Origin of the sequence: Roseburia sp. OM04-10BH, from assembly GCF_003462605.1 — a bacterium.
Classification (GTDB): Bacteria; Bacillota; Clostridia; order Lachnospirales; family Lachnospiraceae; genus Roseburia_C; species Roseburia_C amylophila.
Genome location: NZ_QTZI01000015.1, coordinates 1 through 22,944, shown reverse-complemented (window position 1 = coordinate 22,944; position 22,944 = coordinate 1). Strand labels below are relative to the sequence as shown.

Sequence of the window (22,944 nt, the reverse complement as noted above, 5' to 3'; positions counted from 1 at the left end):
TGTTACTTCCCTTTCAACTTCTTCTTTAAACGCTGCAACGCATTATCCACAGCCTTCGGCTCTTTTCCCATAGCTTCTGCAATCTGCTCATAGCGAAAGCCCTGCAGATAATACGACAACACTTCCTGTTCCATTTTGCTTAAAGTTTCATTTACTTTCCGCTTGAAATCTTCCCGGTCTTCCTGACTGATGAATAAATTCTCCGGATTCGCCTCATCTATAGTCTCTAACACATCCGCCAGATTCCTGCCTTCCGAATCCTCACTATCTGCATAAAGTGGTACATACGAATTGAGCGGTGCATGCTTTTTCCGATTGGAAGCCTCCACCGCTGTATACATCTGCCTTGCAATACAAAGGTCTGCGAAATGAAAAAAGCTGCTGTCTTTATCCGGCTGATAATCCCGGACAGCTTTAAACAGACCAATCATTCCCTCCTGAATCAAATCGTCCGTCTCACCACCAATGAGATAAAGTGCTTTTGCTTTTTTCTTAACCAGACTCTTGTATTTGTCCATCAGATAATCTGTAATTTCTTTTTCACCACTACGAAGTGCTGCAATTAATTCCTCATCACTCATATTCTGATAAGATTGCATCTCTCTCTCCTGTTAACTTAATCTCTGTCTTACAATTTCATAAGCTAAAACACCTGTTGCTACCGATGCATTTAAGGAGTCAATATCTCCCTTCATTGGAATCGATGCCACAAAGTCACAGTTTTCTTTTACTAATTTGCTGACACCTTCTCCTTCATTTCCGATAACCAGTCCGATAGAACCTTTTAAATCCAGATCATACATGGTTGTGCCACCCATATCTGCACAGACAAACCACATGCCCTGCTCCTTTAATTCCCGGATGGTATTGGTAAGATTGGTTACCTTTGCTACCGGTGTATAATAAATGGCTCCTGCAGAAGCCTTTGCTACGGTAGCGGTCAGTCCCACTGCACGGCGCTTTGGAATAATGACGCCATGGGCACCTGCCAGATTGGCAGTACGGATAATTGCACCCAAATTGTGCGGGTCTTCAATATTATCCAGCAAAATGACAAATGGTGCTTCATTTTTCTTTCTGGCATTTTCTAAAATATCTTCTACGGTTGCATAGGAAAATGCTGCTGCCATGGCAATGACACCCTGATGCTTCTTCGTCTCTGACAACTGCTCTAAACGCTCTTTTGCCACAAACTGTACCAGCGTATCATGTTTTTTTGCTTCTCTTAAAATGGTCTGAATGGGACCGTCTTTACAGCCATCTAATACAAACAGCTTGTCTATGGTTTTTCCGGAACGAAATGCTTCTAAAACTGCATTTCTTCCTTCTATCTTCGTGCTTTCTGCCTGTGTGTTTTCCATCTGCATTTCTTCCATTCTACTTTCCTCCTGCCAGATCATTCTTTCCGGTCTTCACATTATAGTGTCTGATTGCTTCTTTCGCCAGTTCCAAAATCCGCTCAAACTGATCCGTCAGATATAAATAGCCCATCAATGCTTCAAAGCCGGTGGCACGGCGATAATCTGACATAGTTGCGTTTTTTGCCATGGTCGGAGACTTGGCATTTCTGCCTCTGCGGTAAATTTCCGTTTCGTCTTCCGTAAGCATTGGAGTCAGTGTCTCCATCATCGTTGCCTGTGCATGTGCTTTCACCAGATGGCTGGTGGTCTGATGCAGACGGGATGCCTTGGTATTGCCTTTTCCAACTACAATGCTTCTTATGACAAGGTCATAAATGCCATCTCCTATGTAGGCAAGTGCCAAAGGGGAGTAGGTTGCTACATCCACCTTTGGCAGGTCAAAATATTCTTTGATATGGGAATCTATGCCTTTTTCCATTTTACACCCTCTCTGGTATCCTCTAAGACAATTCCTTTTTCCAAAAGTTCATTACGAATTGCGTCTGCTTTGGCAAAATCTTTTTCTTTCTTTGCAGCCTTACGCTCTTCGATTTTTTCTAATACATATGCTTCTAAATCTGCATCGATTTCATCGGCAGGATTTGCTGCTTCTCCCGCTGCTAAATCAAGAGATAATACATAATCAAAATCTTTTACCAGTGCAAGCTTGGTTGCATCGGTCATATCGGCTTTCAATACTTCATATACTACAGTCAGTGCCATGGAAGTATTTAAATCATCCTCTAATGCCTGCAGGAATTTCTCTTTGTATGCATCAAATTTATCCTGCTCTACTTCTGTAGACGCATCCAGTTTTGCAATGGTCTTACGAAGCTTTACATAGGAATTTTCCATATTATCCATTACTTCATAAGAGAATTCCAATGGCTTTCTGTAATGGGACTGCAGACAGAACATACGATATACCAGCGGCAGATAACCTTTTTCTTCCAATAAGGAAACGGTCAGGAAATCTCCCTTGGATTTACTCATTTTTCCTGATTTATCATTCAGATGATGCACATGGAACCAGTAATTACACCATTTATGTCCCAGATATGCTTCACTCTGTGCAATCTCATTGGTATGATGTGGGAAAATATTATCCACACCACCACAGTGAATATCCATATATTCGCCTAAATGCTTCATGCTGATGCAGGAGCACTCGATATGCCAGCCCGGATAACCAACGCCCCATGGACTATCCCATTTCAGTTCCTGGTTATCGAATTTGGACTTGGTAAACCACAATACAAAGTCACTCTTGTTGCGCTTATTTTCATCCTCAGATACGTCATCACGGACACCTACCATCAGCTCTTTTTCGCTCTGGCTGGAGAATACATAATAATCATCTAATTTTGATGTATCAAAATATACATTTTCTCCGGCAATATATGCATAGCCTTTCTCTAAAAGTACCTCTATCATATGAATAAATTCCGGGATACAATTGGTTGCCGGCTCTACCACATCCGGACGTTTGATATTTAATTTGGAGCAATCGGAAAAGAATGCATCGGTATAATACTTTGCAATCTCCATAACGGTCTTGTGCTCACGCTTTGCGCCCTTTAACATTTTATCCTCACCGGTATCTGCATCACTGGAAAGATGTCCTACGTCTGTTATGTTCATGACACGCTTTACATCATAACCTGCATAGCGAAGTGTTTTCTCTAATACATCTTCCATAATATAGCTGCGCAGATTTCCGATATGTGCAAAATGATATACGGTTGGTCCGCAGGTATACATTTTCACTTTTCCATCTTCGTTTGGCACAAAGGTCTCTACTTTTCTTGTAAGGGTATTAAAAATCTTTACGTTGTTCTCCATGTTATCCTCCATCGTTCCTGGAATTACTTATTTAATTCTTTTCTACTTCCTGCTTTAATGCTTTTATCTCTTTTTCCATATCAATGATACGGTTGCATAATTCTGAATTTTCCCGCTGCAATACATTGATGTCTTCCTGTACCGGGTCCGGCAGATTGCACTGATCCATATCGCTGCGTGGAATTTTTACATTGTTACGTTTTACGATTCGTCCCGGAACTCCTACTACGGTACAATTTGGCGGCACCTCTTCAATTACCACACTTCCGGCACCGATTTTCGAATTCTCGCCTACCGTAAAGGAACCGATGATTTTTGCTCCGGCACTTACCATTACATTATCCTCTAAGGTCGGATGACGCTTTCCGGTTTCCTTACCGGTTCCGCCCAGGGTTACACCCTGATATAAGGTTACATTATCTCCGATAATTGATGTCTCTCCGATGATAACGCCGGTACCATGGTCGATAAAGAATCCTTTTCCAATTACTGCGCCCGGATGTATCTCAATTCCGGTTTTTCTTGCTGCTTTCTGTGAAATATATCTTGCCCGGAAGAAATGTCCCTTCAGGTAATGCTTATGTGCACGCCTATAACTAAGCATAACACGAAATGACGGATAAAGCAAAACCTCCATTGGAGATTTTAATGCCGGATCACGCTCCTTGATAATCTCAAATTCCTCTTTTAATTCTTTTATAAAACCCATGATTACAGCCTCCTGTTCACTGTATAGATTCTTTCCTTTATGCATGCATGCCTGTAATTTTTCTCGCGGAGCGATTTTTTACTTTACAGGAAAGCAATTTCCTATAAAGTAAAAAATCGTCTCTATATAAATATAGAGACGAAGTTATTCCGCGGTTCCACTCTAAGTAAAGCATTGCTGCTTTCCCTCAATACACGTAACGTGTGCTATTCGTTCCTGGATACTTGCTTTCACCGGGACTGCTTCCGGATGCACTTCATATACTTTGGAATCAAGACTGCTTTCAGCCGATGACAGTCTCTCTCTTTTATTCACGCATGTATACTACTCTTTCCGTTCACTGCATTTATCAATTCATTTCTGAATCATTTTTAAATTCTTTTTACGCTACTAGTTTATGCACGAATTGCCATTTTGTCAATAGAAAAGTTATTTTCCGCATCCCGGGCAGCCTGCACAATTTCGTTCACTGCCTCCCACTGCTATGCTGTTTTCATAGATACTTGAGATAGCACAGATTGCCTGGGAGCTGATTCCATCTTCGCTTCCGGTAAAGCCAAGCCCTTCCTCTGTGGTTGCCTTTACATTTACCTGACTGACGTCTATCTTCAATGCCTGTGCAATATTTTCTTCCATCTTCTCAATGTGTGGACGCATCTTTGGCTTCTGGGCAATAATCGTAGCATCGATATTATCAATGACATAATTCTCTTTCTCTAAAAGCTGTCCCACTTCTTCCAATAATTTTATACTGGAAATCCCCTCATATGCCTGGTCTGTATCCGGAAAATGCTTTCCGATATCTCCTAAAGCCGCTGCCCCCAGCAACGCATCCATGATGGCATGTAACAATACATCTGCATCCGAATGTCCCAGCAAGCCAAGACTGTGCGGTATCTCCACTCCGCCTATGATTAATTTTCTTCCTTCTACTAATTTATGAACATCATATCCCATTCCTACTCGCATGTGATTACCTGCTTTCTTTTTTTCTTTTCAACTTTCCGGCTCTCTGCTTTCGCCCTATCTCGATACAGCTCCGCAGTGCATGCGGGAAGCTGCCATGCACCTTCCCGCTCTCGGGCTTTCGCCCTATCTCGGTACAGCTCCGCAGTGCACGCGGGAAGCTGCAAAGCACCTTCCCGCTCTCGGGCTTTCGCCCTATCTCGATCCAACTTCGCAGTGCCACGCAGGAAGCTGCTTTGCATCTTCCTGCTCTCGGGCTTTCGCCCTATCTCGATCCAACTTCGCAGTGCCACGCAGGAAGCTGCTTTGCATCTTCCTGCTCTCGGGCTTTCGCCCTATCTCGATCCAACTTCACAGTGCCACGCAGGAAGCTGCTTTGCATCTTCCTGCTCTCGGGCTTTCGCCCTATCTCGGTCCAGCTCCGCAGTGCATGCGGGAAGCTGCCATGCACCTTCCCGCTCTCGGGCTTTCGCCCTATCAAAAACAAGGAAAATCCAGCTTTGTCTGCAAGCAGCCAATCTGGATTTTTCTTGTTTTTGGCACTGCTCAATGCTTACGGACATTATACCACACTGGAGGTATTTTCTGATAGCTGTTTATAGATTTCTTTTTTCATATTATTTCCTGTTTTGCATCATACTATTGTATCAGGAGGTATTTTATGAATTCTAAAAAACTTTTTATCTGGGGTTTTCTCTTTATGTCCGTAATTGGAACCCTATTACATTTTGTCTATGAATGGTCCGGTAACAATTCCATCGTACGGCTTTTTGCACCATGGAATGAATCCACCTGGGAGCACATGAAGCTTCTGTTCTTTCCGATGCTAGCTCTTGTGCTGTTTCTCTTTTTCAAGCTTCCGGAACAAAGTCCGATTCCTGTGGCACTCTCCATTGGGACACTGGTCGGATTGGCATTGATTCCAATTCTCTTCTACACATACACCGGTGTGCTGGGCTTCTCTGTCATGGCGATTGATATTGCTATTTTCTACATCAGTGTTCTGGGTGCCTTTCTTATCGGATGGTTTCTGAACGATAACCGCGAACTTGCCAACCGCAGGGGACTGCTACTTACCTGCCTTGTAATTCTTGCAATTCTGTTTTTTATCTTTAGTTACTATCCGCCTGAGATTGGACTTTTTCAGGAGCCATAAGCTATTTTTAAATATAGAAGCAGGTAGGTAAGGGATTTACAAGAAATTGGGTAAGAAACACTCTGTTTGAAGTGTTTCTTACCCAATTTACTACGATGCAACTCTTCTGGCTTCCCGGAATTGCGACTTTGCTGAGCTAGATTGGGCAAAATAAAGACTGTTTCCAGCTTTTTTGCCCAATTTGCTACAATACGGTGCTTTCCGCTTCTGAAAATTGCGACTTTGCTAAGCTAGATTGGGCAAAATAAAGATTGTTTCCAGCTTTTTTGCCCAATCACAACTGTTCTATACGGGAACTAGACCAGAAGCTCTCTTCGCCGCCCACGCACTACCAAAATCCACCACTGACAGATTCCACGCACCGACAGAATTCACCACCTGCAGTTCTTTCCAGACCCCCAGGCCTTTTCTTGCTACTCGCAAAAAAAGAATCCTGCATCTGCAAGATTCTTTTTCAGTAGCGGAAGGGAGATTTGAACTCTCGACACCACGGGTATGAACCGTGTGCTCTAGCCAACTGAGCTATTCCGCCATATTCAATTATTTGTTTTGGAATGGGACCTACAGGGCTCGAACCTGTGACCCTCTGCTTGTAAGGCAGATGCTCTCCCAGCTGAGCTAAGATCCCATATTCCTGCGGGTTACTCATCTGCAACCCGCTTTGCTAGTATACTATATAGGAATAGTGAAGTCAAGCACTTTTTCAAAAATATTTTTGAAATATTTAAAATTTTTGAAAATATTTCAAGATTCAAAATTACTCCAATAATTCTGTCAAGCTGCCGGATACCTGCCTTATGAGATACCTTTGCAAATCATACATCTCTCCTTCTCCCTACTCCTTCGCAATAAACAAGACGCCCAGTGTTCCCGGTCCACAGTGGCTGGATACTACACCGCCGGCTCTGGTTTCTAAAATTTCATGAAAGACATGCAGGTCATTGAGATAAGCCCATACCTTATCTACGATTTCCGGGGCACTGCCGGAATGAGTGATAAATACACGTTCCGGCCGGGCATTCTTCATTGCTTCTTCCATGTCTTTCACATAAGAGAGCACAACCTTTTCCATATTGCCACGATATTTCTTGCCCGGCCCCATCTTACCATCCTCAACACCAATCCTCGGATGAAGCTTTAATGCACCTCCGGCTAAGGCAGCCAGTCCACTGCATCTGCCACCACGATAAAGATAGGTTAAGGTGTCTACCACAAAGCTTGCCCGAACCAGAGGCTTTAATTCTTCGATACGGGCGGTAATCTCTGCCGCGCTCTTTCCCTGCTGTGCCATTTCGGCTGCTTCTATGACAAGAAGTCCGATACCGGTAGAAAGATTTGCAGAATCAATTACAGTCACCAGATTTTCTGCCTCCAGTTCTTCCGCTGCAAGACGCATCACATTCATGGAAGAAGACATCCCGGATGCAATGGCAAAACAGATAACCTCCTGACCTTTTTCTACATAAGGCTTTAACAATTCTACTGCCTGCTCTGCGGATGGTGCTGAAGTCTTTGGAGTGGTCTTGTGTTCATCCGACCAGTCAAAAATCTCCTGCGGAGTAATATTTACTCCATCCAGATATTCTTCGTCACCTAATAAAATGTGAAGCGGAAGAATGGTAATATCATAACGTTTTACCAGTTCTTCAGATAAATCACAGGTACTATCTGAAATTATCTTTACCATATCAAAAACCTCCCAAAATAAAAATTTACATTTCTTCCAGTAGACGTTCTACCAGTTTTACACAATCAGCTGCATCCGGGGAATAGCCATCTGCACCGATTTCATCTGCAAAGCTCTGTGTAATTGCTGCGCCACCGACGATAATCTTGCTGTTGCAGCCGCGCTCTTTTGCCAGTTCTACCACATCCTTCATACGCATCATGGTAGTGGTCATCAGGGCAGAAAGTCCGATAATCTGGGCATTTTCTTTTAACGCTGTATCCACAATAATATCCGCTGCCACATCCTTGCCAAGGTCTAAGACACGATAACCATAGTTACGGAGCATCAGTGCTACCAGATTCTTACCGATATCGTGTATGTCACCTTCTACGGTTGCAATAATAATGGTTGCCTTTGGCTCTGCGTCCTTATCTTTGGAAAGCATTGGCTCCAAGTATTCAATGGCATGCTGCATAGTCTGCGCACTGGAAATCAGCTGCGGCAGGAAATAAATCTGCTTGTCAAAAAGGACACCAACTTCATTAATGGCAGGAATCAACTGTCCATTAATAATCGCTCCCGGTTCTTCTCCTGCTGCCAAAGCTTTATCTACTTCTTTTAAAATATTGCCCTTATTTCCCTTTAATACACAATCAAATACCGGATTTGCCGGCTCTAAAGTGCCTGCCGAAGCTGCGTTATCGGTTGCCGGAGTTTCCTTCTGTGACCGCTGGTTCATCCGATTGATATAGCGGATATCGGAACCTTCTTTATGTAAAAGCATATCCGAAGCCACTGCCGCATTCATTAATAAATCCTGGGATGGATTTGCAATTGCCATCGTAAGTCCTTTTGCAATTGCCATGGTAAGAAATGCACTGTTTACATAAATACGTTCCGGCAGACCGAAGGAAATATTGGAAAGTCCACAGGCTGTGGCAAGGCTCAATTCATCCTTACAATACTGGATGGTATCAAAACATTCCAATGCTGCCAGCGGATTGGCACCTACCGTTGCTACCAGTCCATCCACGATAATATCTTCTTTATGAAGACCGATTTTTAAGGCGGCATCTAAAATGGTACGGACAATCTGCCGCTTCTCTTCTGCGTCTTTTGGAAGTCCCTCGTCAGAAAGCGGAAGCAAAATAAACATTGCTCCATATTTCTTTGCAATCGGAAGCAATTTTTCGAATTTCTCTTTTTCTAAGGAAATAGAGTTAATCAAAGCTCGTCCCGGATAAATACGAAGTGCTGCTTCAATAATATCCACATGGGATGAATCGATACAAAGCGGACAATCCACTGTATAAGTAACCTCATGAATGGTATTTAACATCATCTGTTTCTCATCAATTCCATTCATACCCATATTGACATCCAGAATGGCTGCACCATTTTCTTCCTGCGCCCGTGCCATATCACGAACCATATTAAGGCTGCCTTCCCGAAGCTCTGCCTGCAATTTCTTCTTTCCGGTCGGATTAATCCGCTCACCAATTACCATAAATGGTCCGTCCAAATTAATTTCTACCGTCTTACGCTCGGAAGTAAGCACTCTTCGTCTTGGTGCTTCCACATGATGGATTCCCATTGGTTTTACTTTATCTGCCAATGCCTTGATATGTGCCGGGGTCGTTCCACAGCATCCACCAATAATCGAAACGCCTTCTTCGACTAATTTTGCACCAACTTCTGCGAATTCTTCCGGTGTGGTCTTGTATACCGTTACACCATCCTCTAATTCCGGTAATCCGGCATTTGGCTTTGCCAAAACAGGAACATAGGCATATTCTACAGTCTGGCGAATCGGCTCTAACATTTCCTCTGGTCCTGTGGAGCAGTTCATTCCCACTGCATCTGCACCCAGGCTCTGCAACGTAACTACCGCAGTTACCGGATCTGTTCCATACAAGCTTCTGCCATCCTCGTTATAAGTCATACTTGCCATAATCGGCAAATCACAGGTTTCACGGATTGCCAGCACAGCGGCTCTTGTTTCCTGCAGACTCATCATGGTCTCAATGATAAATAAGTCTACTCCCGCATCTGCCACAACTTTGACCTGTTCTTTATAAATATCTACCAGTTCTTCAAACTGCAATTCACCCATCGGATAAAGCTGCTGACCGGTCATGGTAATATCACCGGCTACCAGCGCTTTTCCGCCTGCTGCCTCTTTGGAAATGGCAACTAATTGCTGGTTCATCTCTACCAGCTTATCTGCCAGTCCATATTCTTCTAATTTAATGCGGTTTGCAGTAAAGGTCGGTGCCAAAAGAATCTGTGTTCCAGCCTCCACATAAGCCCGCTGCAAATCTATCATGGTCTGTGGATGCTCTAAAATCCACTGCTCCGGGCAGACTCCTACCGGCATTCCTGCATTCTGAAGATTGCTTCCGGTTGCACCATCTAAGATAACCGGTCCATTTTTTACTAATTCTTTAAATTCCTCTCTTGTCATCTGCGTTCTTCCTCCTGTCGGATTGCCTCAATAATTCTCGCAATTAAGCCCGTCCGGTTAAATGGTGTCATAAAATAAAATCCGTCTGCAATATCATATAATTTTGCTGCGATTTCAACAGATAATTCAATTGCCACTTCTTCTGCCTCTTCTCTTGTCATATCTTCCCGATACCGGTTTACAATTTCATCGGAAACATGGATGCCCGGCATCTCATTTTTCACAAACATTGCATTCTTATAGCTTACCAGCGGCATAATACCGCACATGATTTTGGTGTCAATGTGTTCCTTGATATAAGTCAGTCTTTCCACATCTTCCTCGGTATATACCGGCTGTGTCAGGAAATAACCGCATCCTGCTTCCGCTTTACGCTTCATCCGTTCAATAATCGCATCCGGATTGGCACCATGATAATTCAGTGCACCACCATAATAAACCGGCTCCTGTGCAAAAACTTCTAAATTCATTTCCTTAACATACTGCATCAGTTTGATGGAATTGAAATCAAAAACAGAAGTCACTCTTTCGCGGTCTGCCCTTGAAACCGGGTCTCCGGTCACAATCAGGAAATGGCGGACATCATTCATATGCATGCCTAAAAGACCTGCACGCAACGCAATCACATTGCGGTCACGGCAGCTGATATGCGGCATTACTGCCACACCGGTCTTCTGCTGGATTTTCACTGCCAGCTGTCCGGCATCCATTCTCGCCCGCGCCATTGGGGAATCGGAAAGGGTAATCAGATCCACATTACATTTTCTTAAATCTTCTGCTCCTTTCATAACCTTGGATGCATCCTCGGAAAATGGCGGGTCCAATTCTACAATATAAGCCTTCTCGCCACGGGAAAGCTTCTCTTCAAAAATAGACGGAGTTCTTGTAACCTCCTGCGTTACTACATTTTCAATTTTCTTTGCTGCCTTCGGCACATCCTGTAACTCGCCAGAAAGCAAAGCAATATATTCCGGTGTGGTTCCACAGCAGCCACCTAAAATATCTGTGCCAAGGGCTGCAATATCCTTCATTTTTTCTGCATAATAAGATGCATTATTGGAATAAATTGTCTTTCCTCGCAAAGTATATGGGTACCCTGCATTTGGAAGTGCTGATACGAATTTGTCACTGGAGAACTTCAGGTTCTTCATAAACTGATACATATGGGTACTGTCCAGTTCACAGTTAAATCCATAGGCATCCACATTTTCCATCTCGGAAGCTTCTACTGCCACACGCTGCATGGAGAGACCTGAGCGGGTGTATCCACTCTTGTCAAACGCAAACTGCACCAGAATAAATGCGTCTGATTTTTCTTTGATATATGCCGTCACCGGCTCAATATAGGTAAAGTCACTCTGTGTCTCAAATACAAAACAGTCTGCGCCACAGGAAAGGAAGGTGTCACAAATTTCTTTGTACTCCTGTAACACATTGTCATAGTCCTGATGGTCAAGATCATAAATCGGTCCTAAATCTGCTCCGATAAATACCGGAATCTCTTTTCCATTTTCTGCCTGAAATGCGGTTACTGCTTCCTTTGCAATCTCATAGCCCGCCCGGACTGTCTCTTTTACTTCCTGCATATCTGCAAGAAACATGGTATTTGCTGCAAATGTATTGGTGCGGATCAGCCTTGCTCCCGCACGCAGATATTCTAAATGAATCTCCTTAATCTGCTCCGGATTCTTAAGATTCTCCTTTTCTGCAATCACGGTATCTTCGCTGTATTTTTCCTCATAATAAGTGCCCATGGCACCATCGGTTATCAGTCTTTGTTCTTTGATATATTCCTTTATATTCATAGTATACTCCAGTTTATCTTACATTTGAATTCCTACTAATTATATATGTAAGCTCCTTTTCCTGCAACTTAAAAATATAAATTTAATCCGGTGAGTTGCTTTTTTCATTTTCTGTGCTACACTGTTATTCATTGACAATGATATTTTCAAATACAAAGGAGTACACTTGATGAATTCAGTAAAGCTAATTGCCTTAGACATCGATGGCACCCTCTATAATAAAGACGGTGTCATTACCTCTTATAATAAAGAAATGATTCGAAAAGCCGTAGAAAACGGGATTACCGTTATTATCTCCACCGGCCGGCCTTATATCGGTCTTCCTGTGGATGAAATGAAGGAGCTTGGCATCCAATATGCCATTACTGCCAACGGTTCTGCGGTATACCGCGTCCCGGAAAAGGAACTGCTCTTAGATGAAAGCATGGATACCGATTTAAGTGTCCGGCTGTTACGCAAGCTCTATACGCAGTCTCTTCATATCGATGCCTTTATCAATGGTGACGGCTATACCCAGTTTTCCACCAGCGAGCTTACCAACCTATTAGATATTCCGGATTCCTTAAAAAAATATATCCAGACCACCCGGAAGACGATTACTGACTTAGCTGCTTATATCGAAGAACATAAACTTTGTGTTTCAAAACTGACTTTAAACTTTGCACCGGATGCAGATGGAAGCTATACCACAAGAGAAAAAACAAAAGAAATCTTAGACACCTTCCCGGAAGTCACTTATGTGTCCGGCGGTTTTCATAACTTAGAAGTTACCAGATGCGGCATTGCCAAATCCAAAGGACTTAAATTCCTCTGTGATTACCTCCACATTTCCATGGAAGATACCATGGCGGTAGGTGACAGCGAAAATGATCTCGATATCGTCAAAGCTGCCGGCATTGGCGTTGCCATGGGAAATGCGCAACAGCTCTTAAAAGATTCGGCTGATTTCATTTCCCTTTCTAATGAAGAAGATGGTGTTGCATACGCAATCGAGCGGTTCTGCTTTTAACAGAACCGCTCGGTTTTTATTTTACTATTTTATTTAAAGTATGCTACTCCACTTTCGAACAGCTTCATATCCTGCTCGCCGTAAATGTTGACCGCAACAGACTCTCCACGACGCTCTGCATGTGCCATCTTACCAAGGACACGTCCGTCCGGACTGGTGATACCTTCGATTGCCATGTAGGAACCATTTACGTTCCACTCTTCATCCATGGTTGGAACACCGGCTTCGTTTACATACTGGGTTGCCACCTGACCATTCTCGAAAAGCTTGTCTAACCACTCCTTCGGAGCAACGAAACGACCTTCTCCATGAGATGCCGGGTTGCAGTATACGCCGCCAAGCTCAGCCTGTGCTAACCATGGGGACTTGTTGGTCACTACCTTGGTGTATACCATCTTGGAAATATGACGTCCAATGGTATTGTAGGTCAGAGTCGGTGAATCCGGTCTCTGGTGTGTAATCTTGCCATAAGGAACCAGACCTAATTTAATCAGTGCCTGGAATCCGTTACAGATACCAAGTGCAAGACCATCACGCTCATTTAAGAGTTTGTTTACAGCTTCTTTCATCTTCTCATTACGGAATGCTGTTGCAAAGAATTTTGCTGAGCCTTCCGGTTCATCTCCTGCGGAGAATCCGCCTGGGAACATGATAATCTGTGCTTCATCAATTGCTTTTGCAAATACATCAACAGAATCACGGATGTCTTCTGCATTTAAGTTCTTAAATACTTTTACGGTTACATCTGCGCCTGCATTTTCAAATGCTTTCGCACTGTCGTACTCGCAGTTGGTTCCCGGGAATACCGGAATAAATACATGTGGGCGGGCAACCTTGTGCTTGCAGACGTAAATGTCTTTTGTATCGTAAAGTCCGCTCTTCACTTCTTCTGTTCCGGTGGTTGCTCTGGTTGGGAATACTTTCTCTAAAGTCTGTCCCCATGCTTCGATTGCTTCATCCATGGAAATGCTCATATCACCATAGATAAAGTTCTTGCTGTCATTTACTGCACCCACAACAGCTCCGTTTGCTGCAAGACCTGCTGCTGCAAGGATTTCCTGTGCTTTTGCAACTTTATTTTCCGGAACTTCTGCTACGATATTTCCAAAGCCCGGTGCAAATAATGTTTCTTTTGTTACATCTGCATTTACAGTAACGCCAAGTTTATTACCAAATGCCATCTTGCTGACTGCTGCTGCAAGACCTTTTCCGTCTAATGCATAAGCTGCTACGATAACGCCTGTCTCAGTCATCTCATGAATTGCATCATAAAGCTTCATAACCTGTGCGTAATCCGGCATATCATAAGCATCTTTTTCGATGGTAAATAACATCAGCTTATCATTTTCTTTCTTAAGCTCCGGTGTGATAACATCTTTTTCTTTTGCTACATCAACTGCAAAGGATACCAGTGTTGGCGGTACATCAATTTCATTGAAGGAACCGGACATGGAGTCCTTTCCACCGATGGATGGAAGTCCGAAACCAATCTGCGCATTATAAGCACCAAGCAGTGCTGCAAATGGCTGGCTCCAACGACTTGGCTCCTCCGACATTCTGCGGAAGTATTCCTGGAATGTGAAACGAATCTTGTGGAAATCACCACCGGCTGTTACGATACGGGAAACAGACTCTAATACTGCATAAGCTGCTCCATGGTATGGGCTCCATGAAGATAAATATGGATCAAATCCGTAACTCATCATGGTTACTGTATCGCATTTTCCATTCATAACCGGAAGTTTTGCAACCATACTCTGAGTCTCGGTCAACTGATATTTTCCACCATATGGCATGTATACACTGCCTGCTCCGATGGAACCATCAAACATTTCTACGAGACCCTTCTGGGAACATACGTTAAGGTCTTTTAATTCATTTAACCATGCTGCTTTCATATCGCCTGCTGCAACTGCTTCTTCTACAGCCTTTGTGCTGATTTTATTTAAATAATTCTCTTCTTTTACCGGAAGCTCTACCTTTACATCAGTCTCCTGATGTGCTCCGTTGGTATCTAAGAATGCTCTGGAAAGATTTACAATTTCTTTTCCTCTCCAGGATAATACTAATCTTGGCTCTTCGGTTACAACAGCAACTTTCACAGCCTCTAAGTTTTCTTCTTTTGCATAATCTAAGAACTGCTGTGCATCTTCCGGTGCAACAACAACTGCCATACGCTCCTGAGACTCGGAAATAGCAAGTTCTGTTCCGTCCAGTCCGGCATATTTCTTAGGTACTTTATCCAAATCAACCTGTAATCCGTCTGCAAGCTCTCCGATTGCTACGGACACTCCACCAGCACCAAAGTCATTACATTTCTTAATAATGTGGGCAACTTCTTCTCTGCGGAAAAGTCTCTGAATCTTACGCTCGGTAGGTGGGTTACCTTTCTGAACCTCTGCTCCACAGGTATCAATGGATTCTGTATTGTGTGCTTTGGAGGAACCGGTTGCTCCACCACAGCCATCACGTCCGGTACGTCCGCCTAAGAGGATAATAATATCTCCCGGATCAGAAGTCAGTCTCTGAACGGCACGACGAGGTGCTGCTCCCATAACGGCTCCGATTTCCATTCTTTTTGCAACATAATCCGGATGATATACTTCTTTGACATATCCGGTAGCAAGTCCAATCTGGTTACCATAGGAACTGTATCCCTGTGCTGCGCCGCGAACCAGTTTCTTCTGAGGAAGCTTTCCTTCCATGGTATCTTTTACAGATACGGTAGGGTCAGCAGCTCCGGTTACACGCATTGCCTGATATACATAGGTACGTCCTGACAACGGGTCACGGATTGCTCCACCGAGACAGGTTGCAGCTCCACCAAACGGCTCGATTTCGGTTGGGTGGTTGTGGGTCTCATTTTTAAAGTTTACAAGCCATTCTTCTGTCTTGCCATCTACTTCAACAGGCACTACGATAGAGCAGGCATTAATCTCATCGGACTCTTCCTGATCCTGTAATTTTCCTTCTTTTTTCAGACGCTTCATTGCCATTAATGCAATGTCCATTAAGCAGACAAATTTGTCATCTCTACCCTCATACATTTTCTTATGTGTATCAAGATAATCCTCATATGTCTTTTCCATTGGCTCTTTGTAGAAACCATCTTCAAATGCAACATTTTTCAGTTCGGTAGAAAATGTGGTATGACGGCAATGGTCTGACCAGTAGGTATCCAGCACACGAATCTCGGTCATGGATGGGTCTCTATCTTCTTCTCCATGGAAATAGTTCTGAATATGTAAGAAATCCTTGAATGTCATAGCCAGTCCAAGGGAATCATAGAGTGCTTTTAATTCCTGCTCCGGCATATCCTTAAATCCGGTCATAATCTTAACATCTGCAGGCTCCGGGAACTCTGTTACCAAAGTCTCAGGCTTCTCCATGCCGGTCTCTCTGGAATCTACCGGGTTGATGCAGTGATGCTTGATTGCCTCTAACTGCTCAGCGTTGATATCTCCGTAAATAACATACGTTGTTGCGGTACGGATAACCGGCTCTTCATCCTCTTTTAAAAGCTTCACACACTGCTCTGCAGAATCTGCTCTCTGGTCGAACTGTCCCGGAAGGAATTCAACGGAAAATACTTTTCCATCCCCCATTTCAAAATTCTCTTCATAGACATCATCTACCGGCGGCTCTGAAAATACAGTCTGAACTGCTCTTTTATATACATCATCGGAAATGTTTTCAATATCATAACGAATCAGGACACGTACCTTATCTACTGCGCTGATTCCAAGATAACTCTTAATCTCTGCATGTAACTCTTTGGCGCGTACTGCGTAAGCGTCTTTTTTCTCTACATACACTCTTCTTACCTTACTCATCTTCTACCTCCTGAATGTTTACTTTCTTATGTTCATTATAGCACGGCATTATGAATAAGAACAATTAATATATTTAATTTTATTTATAAGAGTTACTAATGTTGACACAGTTATAAGCGTCACTTATAATAAAGGAAAATATGCAAGATATGCATTCTGATATGATAAAGGAGCCATTATGGATATTAATTACGAATTATATAAAGTATTCTATCACGTTGCTACTTCCTTAAGCTTCTCGGAAGCCAGCAAGCAGCTTTACATTTCCCAGTCTGCAGTAAGCCAGTCCATCAAGACCTTAGAAAAGAAATTAGAGCAGCCGCTTTTTATCCGTAGCACCAAGAAAGTCCAGCTTACTCCGGCAGGACAGGTTCTGTTAAAACACATTGAACCTGCCATGAATCTCATCGCTCGCGGAGAAAACCAGCTCTTAGAGTCCAATACTCTTGGATTGGGTCAGCTTCATATTGCTGCCAGCGATACTATCTGCCGCTATTTTTTAGTACCTTATTTAAAAGAATTTCATAAAAAATTTCCCAGCGTTCCCATCAAGGTTACCAATGCAACCTCTCTTGGCTGCGTTGACCTCTTAGAGCAGGGAAAAGTCGATATTGCCGTTACCAACTGCCCGAATGTACGATTAAATCAATCCTACATCCGCAAAATGGTACTGGATTTTACGGATGTATTTATTGCGAATCCATCCTACTTTAATTTAAAACAACAGGAATTAAGTTTCCGGGATTTAACAAAATATCCTCTGCTGATGCTCGATAACAAGAGTACCACCAGCGAATTCATGCACAATCTCTTCCTCTCCCATCAGTTGGAGCTGATTCCGGAAATTGAACTGAGCAGTAATGACCTTCTGATTGACCTTGCCCGCATCGGTCTTGGCATTGCCTGCATTCCGGACTACTGCTTAAAACATGAATCCAAAGATTTGTTTATCTTAAAAACCTTAGAACCTCTTCCGCGAAGACAGCTTGCCGTCTCCGTCAATCCGAATCTTCCGATTCTTACTTCTACGGAAGAATTCTTAAACCTGCTGCCGACATTATAAATGCATTTTCTCCCAGAAGGCGGTCAGCTTCTCTTCTAAATTAGAAAGCTGGCACACACTCCGCTGTTCCCACTCTCTTGGGAACAGCCGCTGATAATCATTCTGCAGAAAGCGTTCATCCAAAAGTTCAATAATTCCCACATCTTCTGCAGTCCGGATAACGCGTCCCGCTGCCTGAAGTACCTTATTCATTCCCGGATACCGATAGGCATAGTCGAATCCCATGCCCTCTTTCTTATCATAATACTCTTTTAAAATTTCCCGCTCATTGCTAATCTGCGGCAGACCGGTTCCTACGATAATTGCGCCAATCAACTGCTCCCTCTTTAAGTCAATTCCTTCTCCAAAGATGCCGCCCATAACACAAAATGCCACCAGGGACTCTTCTTTTTCCTCCTGAAATGCTTCTAAGAAAGCTTCTCTTTCCTCTTCCCGCATGCCGGATTCCTGACAGATGCAGGTAATTGTTTCATCCATCCGCAGTTCAAATGCCTCATGCACTTTTTTCAGGAAAAGATAGGATGGGAAAAACACCATATAATTGCCCTTTTTCTTCTTTATTGTACGATAAATATAATCTGCAATCCTTCCGTATTCTTCCGGTGTTCTTCTGGTATATTTACTGCTGACATCATTTCCGATTAACAAAAGTCTCTTATCCTGAGAAAATGTTGTCCTGGCATAAACCGCATAATTATCCGTTTTATTCGTCAAAAGCTCCTTATAATACTGAACCGGCAGCAGCGTTGCCGAGAAGAAAATCGTAGCATTTCCCTTATCCAGACACTCCTGCAGATTAAAGGACGGATCCACGCAAAAAAGCTTTATGACAAATCTGCCCTCTTCATCATGCTGCCCGTAAATTACATAATGCTCATCCACACGCTCATAGATATTCAAGAAATTGCGCAATTCAAAATAGAAATCAAGAACCACATCCCGCCCCGGGAACTCCGGATTCTTCTGCATATATTCTTCGATTTTTGCTGCAAGACGCATACAGGAGAAAATGAGATTCGGAATGCTTTCGTAAATCTGATAGGTTTCGCATTCTCTCTTATATTCTAACATCAGCTTATTGCATTTGCTCAGTTCCTTCTCAATGGCAGAGCTTCTTGGCTTCATAATTTTCCGCACCGCAAGAATATCCTCTTTGACAAGGGCGGCACTATACATCTCCCGTCCACGTTCCACAAGATTGTGTGCCTCATCTACCAGAAAGATGTAATCACCCTTGATGCCATCTGCGAAAAAACGCTTTAGATACACATTCGGGTCAAAGACATAATTATAATCGCAGATAATATTATCCGCCCAGGTTGCCGTGTCCAGACACATTTCAAACGGGCAGACCTGATATTCTTTTGCATGTGCCAGCAAAACTTCTCTTGCCATATTATTTTCTTTCTGTAATAAATCGTAAACCGCATCATTTACCCGGTCAAAATGCCCCTTTGCATAAGGGCAGCTTACGGGATTACAGTCCACTTCCTCACAAGGGCATAATTTTTCTTTCGCTGTAATCTGCACACTCTTTGCCCGATAGCCCTTTTCACATAAAATACCAAGGGTCTCTTTTGCCACATTTGCGGTAACAGTCTTGGCAGTTAAGTAAAAAATCTTATCACCTAATCCTTCTCCCACCGCTTTGATTGCCGGATATAATGTAGAAATGGTCTTGCCTACTCCGGTGGGTGCCTGAATAAACAGATTCTTTTTTCTGGCTATCGTACGGTAAACTCCGGCAGCCAACTCTTTCTGTCCCTCCCGGTACGGAAACGGAAATGCCAGTTCTTTAATGGATGCCTGCCGTTTCTTCCGCCACTCATACTGAAAATCCGCCCATTTCTTATATTTTAAAATCAAATCTGAAAACCATTCCTGCAACTGCTGTATGCTATATTCATAAGAAAAATATTTTAAATCTCCGGTATCGAGATTTCCATATGTCATCTGAACATTGATTTTCTGTAAATCATTCTGGATTCCATATATGTACGCATAGCACTTTGCCTGTGCCAGATGTACCTTTACGGGTTCTTCCAATAAGTCAAGGCTTAAATATACGCCTTTTATCTCATCAATGGTAACTGTTTCTTCTATTATAATGCCGTCTGCCCGTCCCCAGATTCCAAGCTCATAATTTTCTTCCTCAATGATAATATTTAAAGGAACCTCGGCATGGTAAGTGCTTCCCATCTTCTTTTGAATCTTCCGATGGAGTCTGCTGCCCGCCTGCATGGCTTCCATCGTATCAAGACTGGCTCTGCGGTTATCAATGTCTCCGGAACGCAAGATAAACTCCACCAGATTTCGTACCGATATTCTTATCTGCTCACGTTCCATTCCGCTGTCACCCCTTTTCATCCCATCTTATACTTATTTCTATTTATGCTATTCACTATTTTTTCTATTTATCAATTTTTGAAAAATCTCATTTTTCTAGCAGACTTTAAAGGAATTGAAACGTACTCTCATTTCATAATAACAAAAAAATACCAGATAGAAAAGACAATATCCAAATTGTCCGCTACCCGGTATTTCTTCTTACCTTATGAACCTGTATTTTCTGGCTGCCAGAAAACCTGTGCCATCATTTAAGCAGTTGCATACTTGCTTAATACATTCTCAAAGTTCATATCATGTCCGCCATACTTAACAGTAAGCTCTCGATTCAGATCTAGACTTAATACTCCAAGAAAAGACTTTGCGTCAATTATTACTCTATTGTATGAAATATCAATGTCAAAATCACATTTTCCTGCCTCACGTACAAAGTCTCTAACCTCTTCTGTGCCAGCTAATTTGATTTTCTTTTCATTCATTTTTTTCACCATCCTCAAAAAAATAAACTGATTTACTTTTGATTCTTGAGCATTATGACACCATTTCTTTTTTTTGTCAATTTTCGCTTACCATCTTAGTATATGAATTTTATGAGCATTTTACACAATAAATTTTTCTGTTTTTCTCCATTTTGGTCTTACCAAAATTAGTTTGCCTGTCACATTTTGTCGTTTTTTATGGTACTTTAGTCACATTTACAAGTTTTTTTTTACTCAGTCAATATTTTTTATCGTTTTTCACAAATTTTTGTGTCAAAAAATAAGGTAATAAGCCTCGCATTCCTTCAAAAGTCTTCAAAAAAGCTCCAAATTCCATCATTATTCCTAAACTTCTTTCCACACATAACATTTACATAATACTTACTATTGCACTTTTTTCCGTACATTCAGCGGTTTTCCATATAAGTGGACATTTTGTGTATTATAACGTGATTGTATCACTCATTATATTACGTCTTTCGAAGATATCCAGATCTGCTTTTTCTTGAAATATACTATCTCTATAATAATAAGAAGAACGGACACTCCGATTACTGCCAGATAACCATATTTCCATTGAAATTCCGGCATTCCCGGAAAATTCATTCCATACCAGCCTGTAATTAGTGTCAATGGCAAAAAGAGAGTTGTTACAATGGTCAGAATACTCATAATCCGGTTCTGGTGAATATCAATCTGCGTCTGATACATTTCACGGATTTGCTGTAAATACTCGCGGATTGTCTCTACGTAATTATGCAGCCGTTCCACACGATTCATATAGCGTTCCCAGCCCTGTTCCTCTTCTACTAAAGACTCCCGGTTCATATACATCTGCATGAAATCTCCCATATTCATCAACTGTTCATAATATGCCCGGCTCTCTGAAAGCTGCTTCCGATAACGCATAATTACTTCATTAAAATGCTCCGGTATCCTCTTAATTACAACATCCTCTACCTTCTCCAAATTTTCCTCTATCTTTTGCAGATAAAGAATATCATTGTCAATTAATGCATTACAAATAAAGAGCAACACCATATGAAGTGTGCAGCCATCAAACATATCATTTTTGACCTTTGCCAATATTTCCTGTAATTCCTCATCTTCTTCTATTAAAAATAGTTTATTTTCAAAGAGATAAAAGCCAAAGGAAAACTCTTTTTCCTTTTTACTTCCCTGTTTTGGTACATGTATAATCCCCTGTACACATTCATGAAATGCCTCTACTTTGCTATAGCGGATAAAACGCATGCTGCTAATCAGATTCTTTCGATGCGGATAATTTCCTTCTAATTGCTGAAATTCTTCCATATTTAATAGTATTATCTGCGGTTCTGATTCCTTTTCTATATTTTTCCCATTATCCCTTGCTAAAGAAAGTTCTCCTGATGCCGCATGCAACCAATACCTGTTCATTTCTCTTACAGCTCCCTTCCTCATAATCCGGTTTTCATTCATCACATATTTTCTTCTATGTCAGTAGACTGCCCTTTATAAAACTTCTCTTTCATTACTATCTCTTAGATTTTAACACTCTTTGTCTATTTTATACCACTTTTCTTTTTTATACAAAATTTACTGCTAATAGCTGTTTGTGAATTCATGCTAAGTCTGCCGGTAGCTTCTTACGAATACTTGACACAACTACGAGAAACACGCTTTGCGAGTTTCTCGCTACTCGCATAACAAAGAATGTGCCTTAGCACATTCTCGCGCCTGCGGCGGTCGCTTGCGACATCTACCTTATACGCCGCAGTGTGCATCCTCGCAGAGCGTTTTTTACTTTACAGGAAAGCAATTTCCTGTAAAGTAAAAAAAAGAAAGTATAAAATATACTTTCTATTTAAGAACAGGGGTGGAAGGAATCGAACCCTCCTCTGGAGTTTTGGAGACTCTTATTCTACCGATGAACTACACCCCTATATGCTAAAATGACGTACAAGTACGTCACAATAGGTTTGTTTTGTAACATACCTTCAAAACTTCATACAGGAATCCGAAAACTTTATTTCTAAGATGGTCATCTCAAATGCTTCGCATTTTCGATGTCATTTGCAGGCAAATGTTCGTCCGGCTTAAGAGCTGTTTCCGCAGATAAATCTGCTCCACATCTCTTCATCCGTCCTACCATCTTACTGCTTTTTGGTCAAGCCCTCGACCGATTAGTAACAGTCAGCTCCACACGTTACCGTGCTTCCAC

At 42.2% G+C, this 22,944-nt stretch carries 16 protein-coding genes, 3 tRNA genes and 1 other annotated feature; of the genes, 3 read left to right on the top strand and 16 right to left on the bottom strand.

All coding sequences use genetic code 11. The annotated features are described in order from the left end of the window. Nucleotides 1-2 precede the first annotated feature (2 nt). The 6 genes from sigH to ispF form a co-directional block, all read right to left on the bottom strand. Complete coding sequence (sigH, locus tag DXB43_RS13230; protein WP_022242898.1) at nucleotides 3-599, bottom strand: RNA polymerase sporulation sigma factor SigH; 597 nt, start codon at nucleotides 597-599, stop codon at nucleotides 3-5. Between the two features lie 12 nt (nucleotides 600-611). After that, nucleotides 612-1,367: a 23S rRNA (guanosine(2251)-2'-O)-methyltransferase RlmB gene (gene rlmB / locus DXB43_RS13225; protein WP_416390276.1), complete on the bottom strand. Its 756-nt coding sequence runs from the start codon at nucleotides 1,365-1,367 to the stop codon at nucleotides 612-614. Between the two features lie 10 nt (nucleotides 1,368-1,377). After that, complete coding sequence (locus tag DXB43_RS13220; RefSeq protein ID WP_022242900.1) at nucleotides 1,378-1,839, bottom strand: Mini-ribonuclease 3; 462 nt, start codon at nucleotides 1,837-1,839, stop codon at nucleotides 1,378-1,380. Beyond that, nucleotides 1,824-3,242, bottom strand: a complete 1,419-nt coding sequence (gene cysS, locus DXB43_RS13215; RefSeq protein ID WP_117698606.1) for a cysteine--tRNA ligase — start codon at nucleotides 3,240-3,242, stop codon at nucleotides 1,824-1,826. Before cysS ends, DXB43_RS13220 begins: the two co-directional genes overlap by 16 nt. A 31-nt stretch (nucleotides 3,243-3,273) precedes the next feature. Further along, nucleotides 3,274-3,951 carry a serine O-acetyltransferase EpsC gene (epsC, locus tag DXB43_RS13210; RefSeq protein WP_022242902.1) on the bottom strand — a complete coding sequence of 226 codons (678 nt, stop codon included), beginning with the start codon at nucleotides 3,949-3,951 and terminating at the stop codon, nucleotides 3,274-3,276. Between the two features lie 131 nt (nucleotides 3,952-4,082). Continuing rightward, nucleotides 4,083-4,301, bottom strand: a binding site (T-box leader). Between the two features lie 79 nt (nucleotides 4,302-4,380). After that, nucleotides 4,381-4,920, bottom strand: a complete 540-nt coding sequence (ispF, locus tag DXB43_RS13205; protein ID WP_117947785.1) for a 2-C-methyl-D-erythritol 2,4-cyclodiphosphate synthase — start codon at nucleotides 4,918-4,920, stop codon at nucleotides 4,381-4,383. 658 nt (nucleotides 4,921-5,578) lie between these two features. Between ispF and DXB43_RS13190 the strand changes: the two genes are divergently transcribed. Then, nucleotides 5,579-6,073: a DUF6512 family protein gene (locus DXB43_RS13190; RefSeq protein WP_022242904.1), complete on the top strand. Its 495-nt coding sequence runs from the start codon at nucleotides 5,579-5,581 to the stop codon at nucleotides 6,071-6,073. 458 nt (nucleotides 6,074-6,531) lie between these two features. Here DXB43_RS13190 and DXB43_RS13185 read toward each other — a convergent pair. The 5 genes from DXB43_RS13185 to DXB43_RS13165 form a co-directional block, all read right to left on the bottom strand. Next, nucleotides 6,532-6,605, bottom strand: a tRNA-Met gene (locus tag DXB43_RS13185). A 23-nt stretch (nucleotides 6,606-6,628) separates the two neighbouring features. Beyond that, nucleotides 6,629-6,701: transfer RNA gene (locus tag DXB43_RS13180), tRNA-Val, on the bottom strand. 207 nt (nucleotides 6,702-6,908) lie between these two features. Next, nucleotides 6,909-7,760, bottom strand: coding sequence for a DegV family protein (locus tag DXB43_RS13175; RefSeq protein ID WP_117947782.1), 852 nt, complete (start codon nucleotides 7,758-7,760; stop codon nucleotides 6,909-6,911). A 25-nt stretch (nucleotides 7,761-7,785) separates the two neighbouring features. Then, nucleotides 7,786-10,206: a homocysteine S-methyltransferase family protein gene (locus DXB43_RS13170; protein WP_117947781.1), complete on the bottom strand. Its 2,421-nt coding sequence runs from the start codon at nucleotides 10,204-10,206 to the stop codon at nucleotides 7,786-7,788. Continuing rightward, complete coding sequence (locus DXB43_RS13165) at nucleotides 10,203-12,011, bottom strand: bifunctional homocysteine S-methyltransferase/methylenetetrahydrofolate reductase (RefSeq protein ID WP_117840656.1); 1,809 nt, start codon at nucleotides 12,009-12,011, stop codon at nucleotides 10,203-10,205. Before DXB43_RS13165 ends, DXB43_RS13170 begins: the two co-directional genes overlap by 4 nt. A 169-nt stretch (nucleotides 12,012-12,180) precedes the next feature. Between DXB43_RS13165 and DXB43_RS13160 the strand changes: the two genes are divergently transcribed. Beyond that, nucleotides 12,181-13,020 (top strand): Cof-type HAD-IIB family hydrolase, encoded by an 840-nt coding sequence (locus tag DXB43_RS13160; protein WP_022242649.1) that lies wholly within the window; start codon nucleotides 12,181-12,183, stop codon nucleotides 13,018-13,020. Nucleotides 13,021-13,049: 29 nt separating this feature from the next. Here DXB43_RS13160 and DXB43_RS13155 read toward each other — a convergent pair whose 3' ends face one another. Then, a complete protein-coding gene (locus tag DXB43_RS13155) occupies nucleotides 13,050-16,853 on the bottom strand; it encodes a phosphoribosylformylglycinamidine synthase (protein ID WP_117947780.1) in 3,804 nt (1,267 codons plus the stop codon). Between the two features lie 178 nt (nucleotides 16,854-17,031). Here DXB43_RS13155 and DXB43_RS13150 point away from each other — a divergent pair, with 178 nt between their 5' ends. Next, nucleotides 17,032-17,916, top strand: a complete 885-nt coding sequence (locus tag DXB43_RS13150) for a LysR family transcriptional regulator (protein ID WP_022243377.1) — start codon at nucleotides 17,032-17,034, stop codon at nucleotides 17,914-17,916. On the opposite strand, the gene DXB43_RS13145 is transcribed toward DXB43_RS13150, so the two are convergent. The 4 genes from DXB43_RS13145 to DXB43_RS13130 all read right to left on the bottom strand — a co-directional run bounded on the left by DXB43_RS13145 (nucleotide 17,911) and on the right by DXB43_RS13130 (nucleotide 22,665). Continuing rightward, nucleotides 17,911-20,262, bottom strand: a complete 2,352-nt coding sequence (locus DXB43_RS13145) for an ATP-dependent DNA helicase (RefSeq protein ID WP_117947779.1) — start codon at nucleotides 20,260-20,262, stop codon at nucleotides 17,911-17,913. The two genes, DXB43_RS13150 and DXB43_RS13145, sit on opposite strands and share 6 nt — an antisense overlap. A gap of 251 nt (nucleotides 20,263-20,513) precedes the next feature. Then, nucleotides 20,514-20,741, bottom strand: coding sequence for an HPr family phosphocarrier protein (locus DXB43_RS13140; protein WP_117698613.1), 228 nt, complete (start codon nucleotides 20,739-20,741; stop codon nucleotides 20,514-20,516). 465 nt (nucleotides 20,742-21,206) lie between these two features. Further along, entirely contained in the window at nucleotides 21,207-22,160 is a 954-nt protein-coding gene (locus DXB43_RS13135) for a magnesium transporter CorA family protein (RefSeq protein ID WP_158565963.1), read from the bottom strand. A gap of 434 nt (nucleotides 22,161-22,594) precedes the next feature. Then, nucleotides 22,595-22,665: transfer RNA gene (locus DXB43_RS13130), tRNA-Trp, on the bottom strand. Nucleotides 22,666-22,944 lie beyond the last annotated feature (279 nt).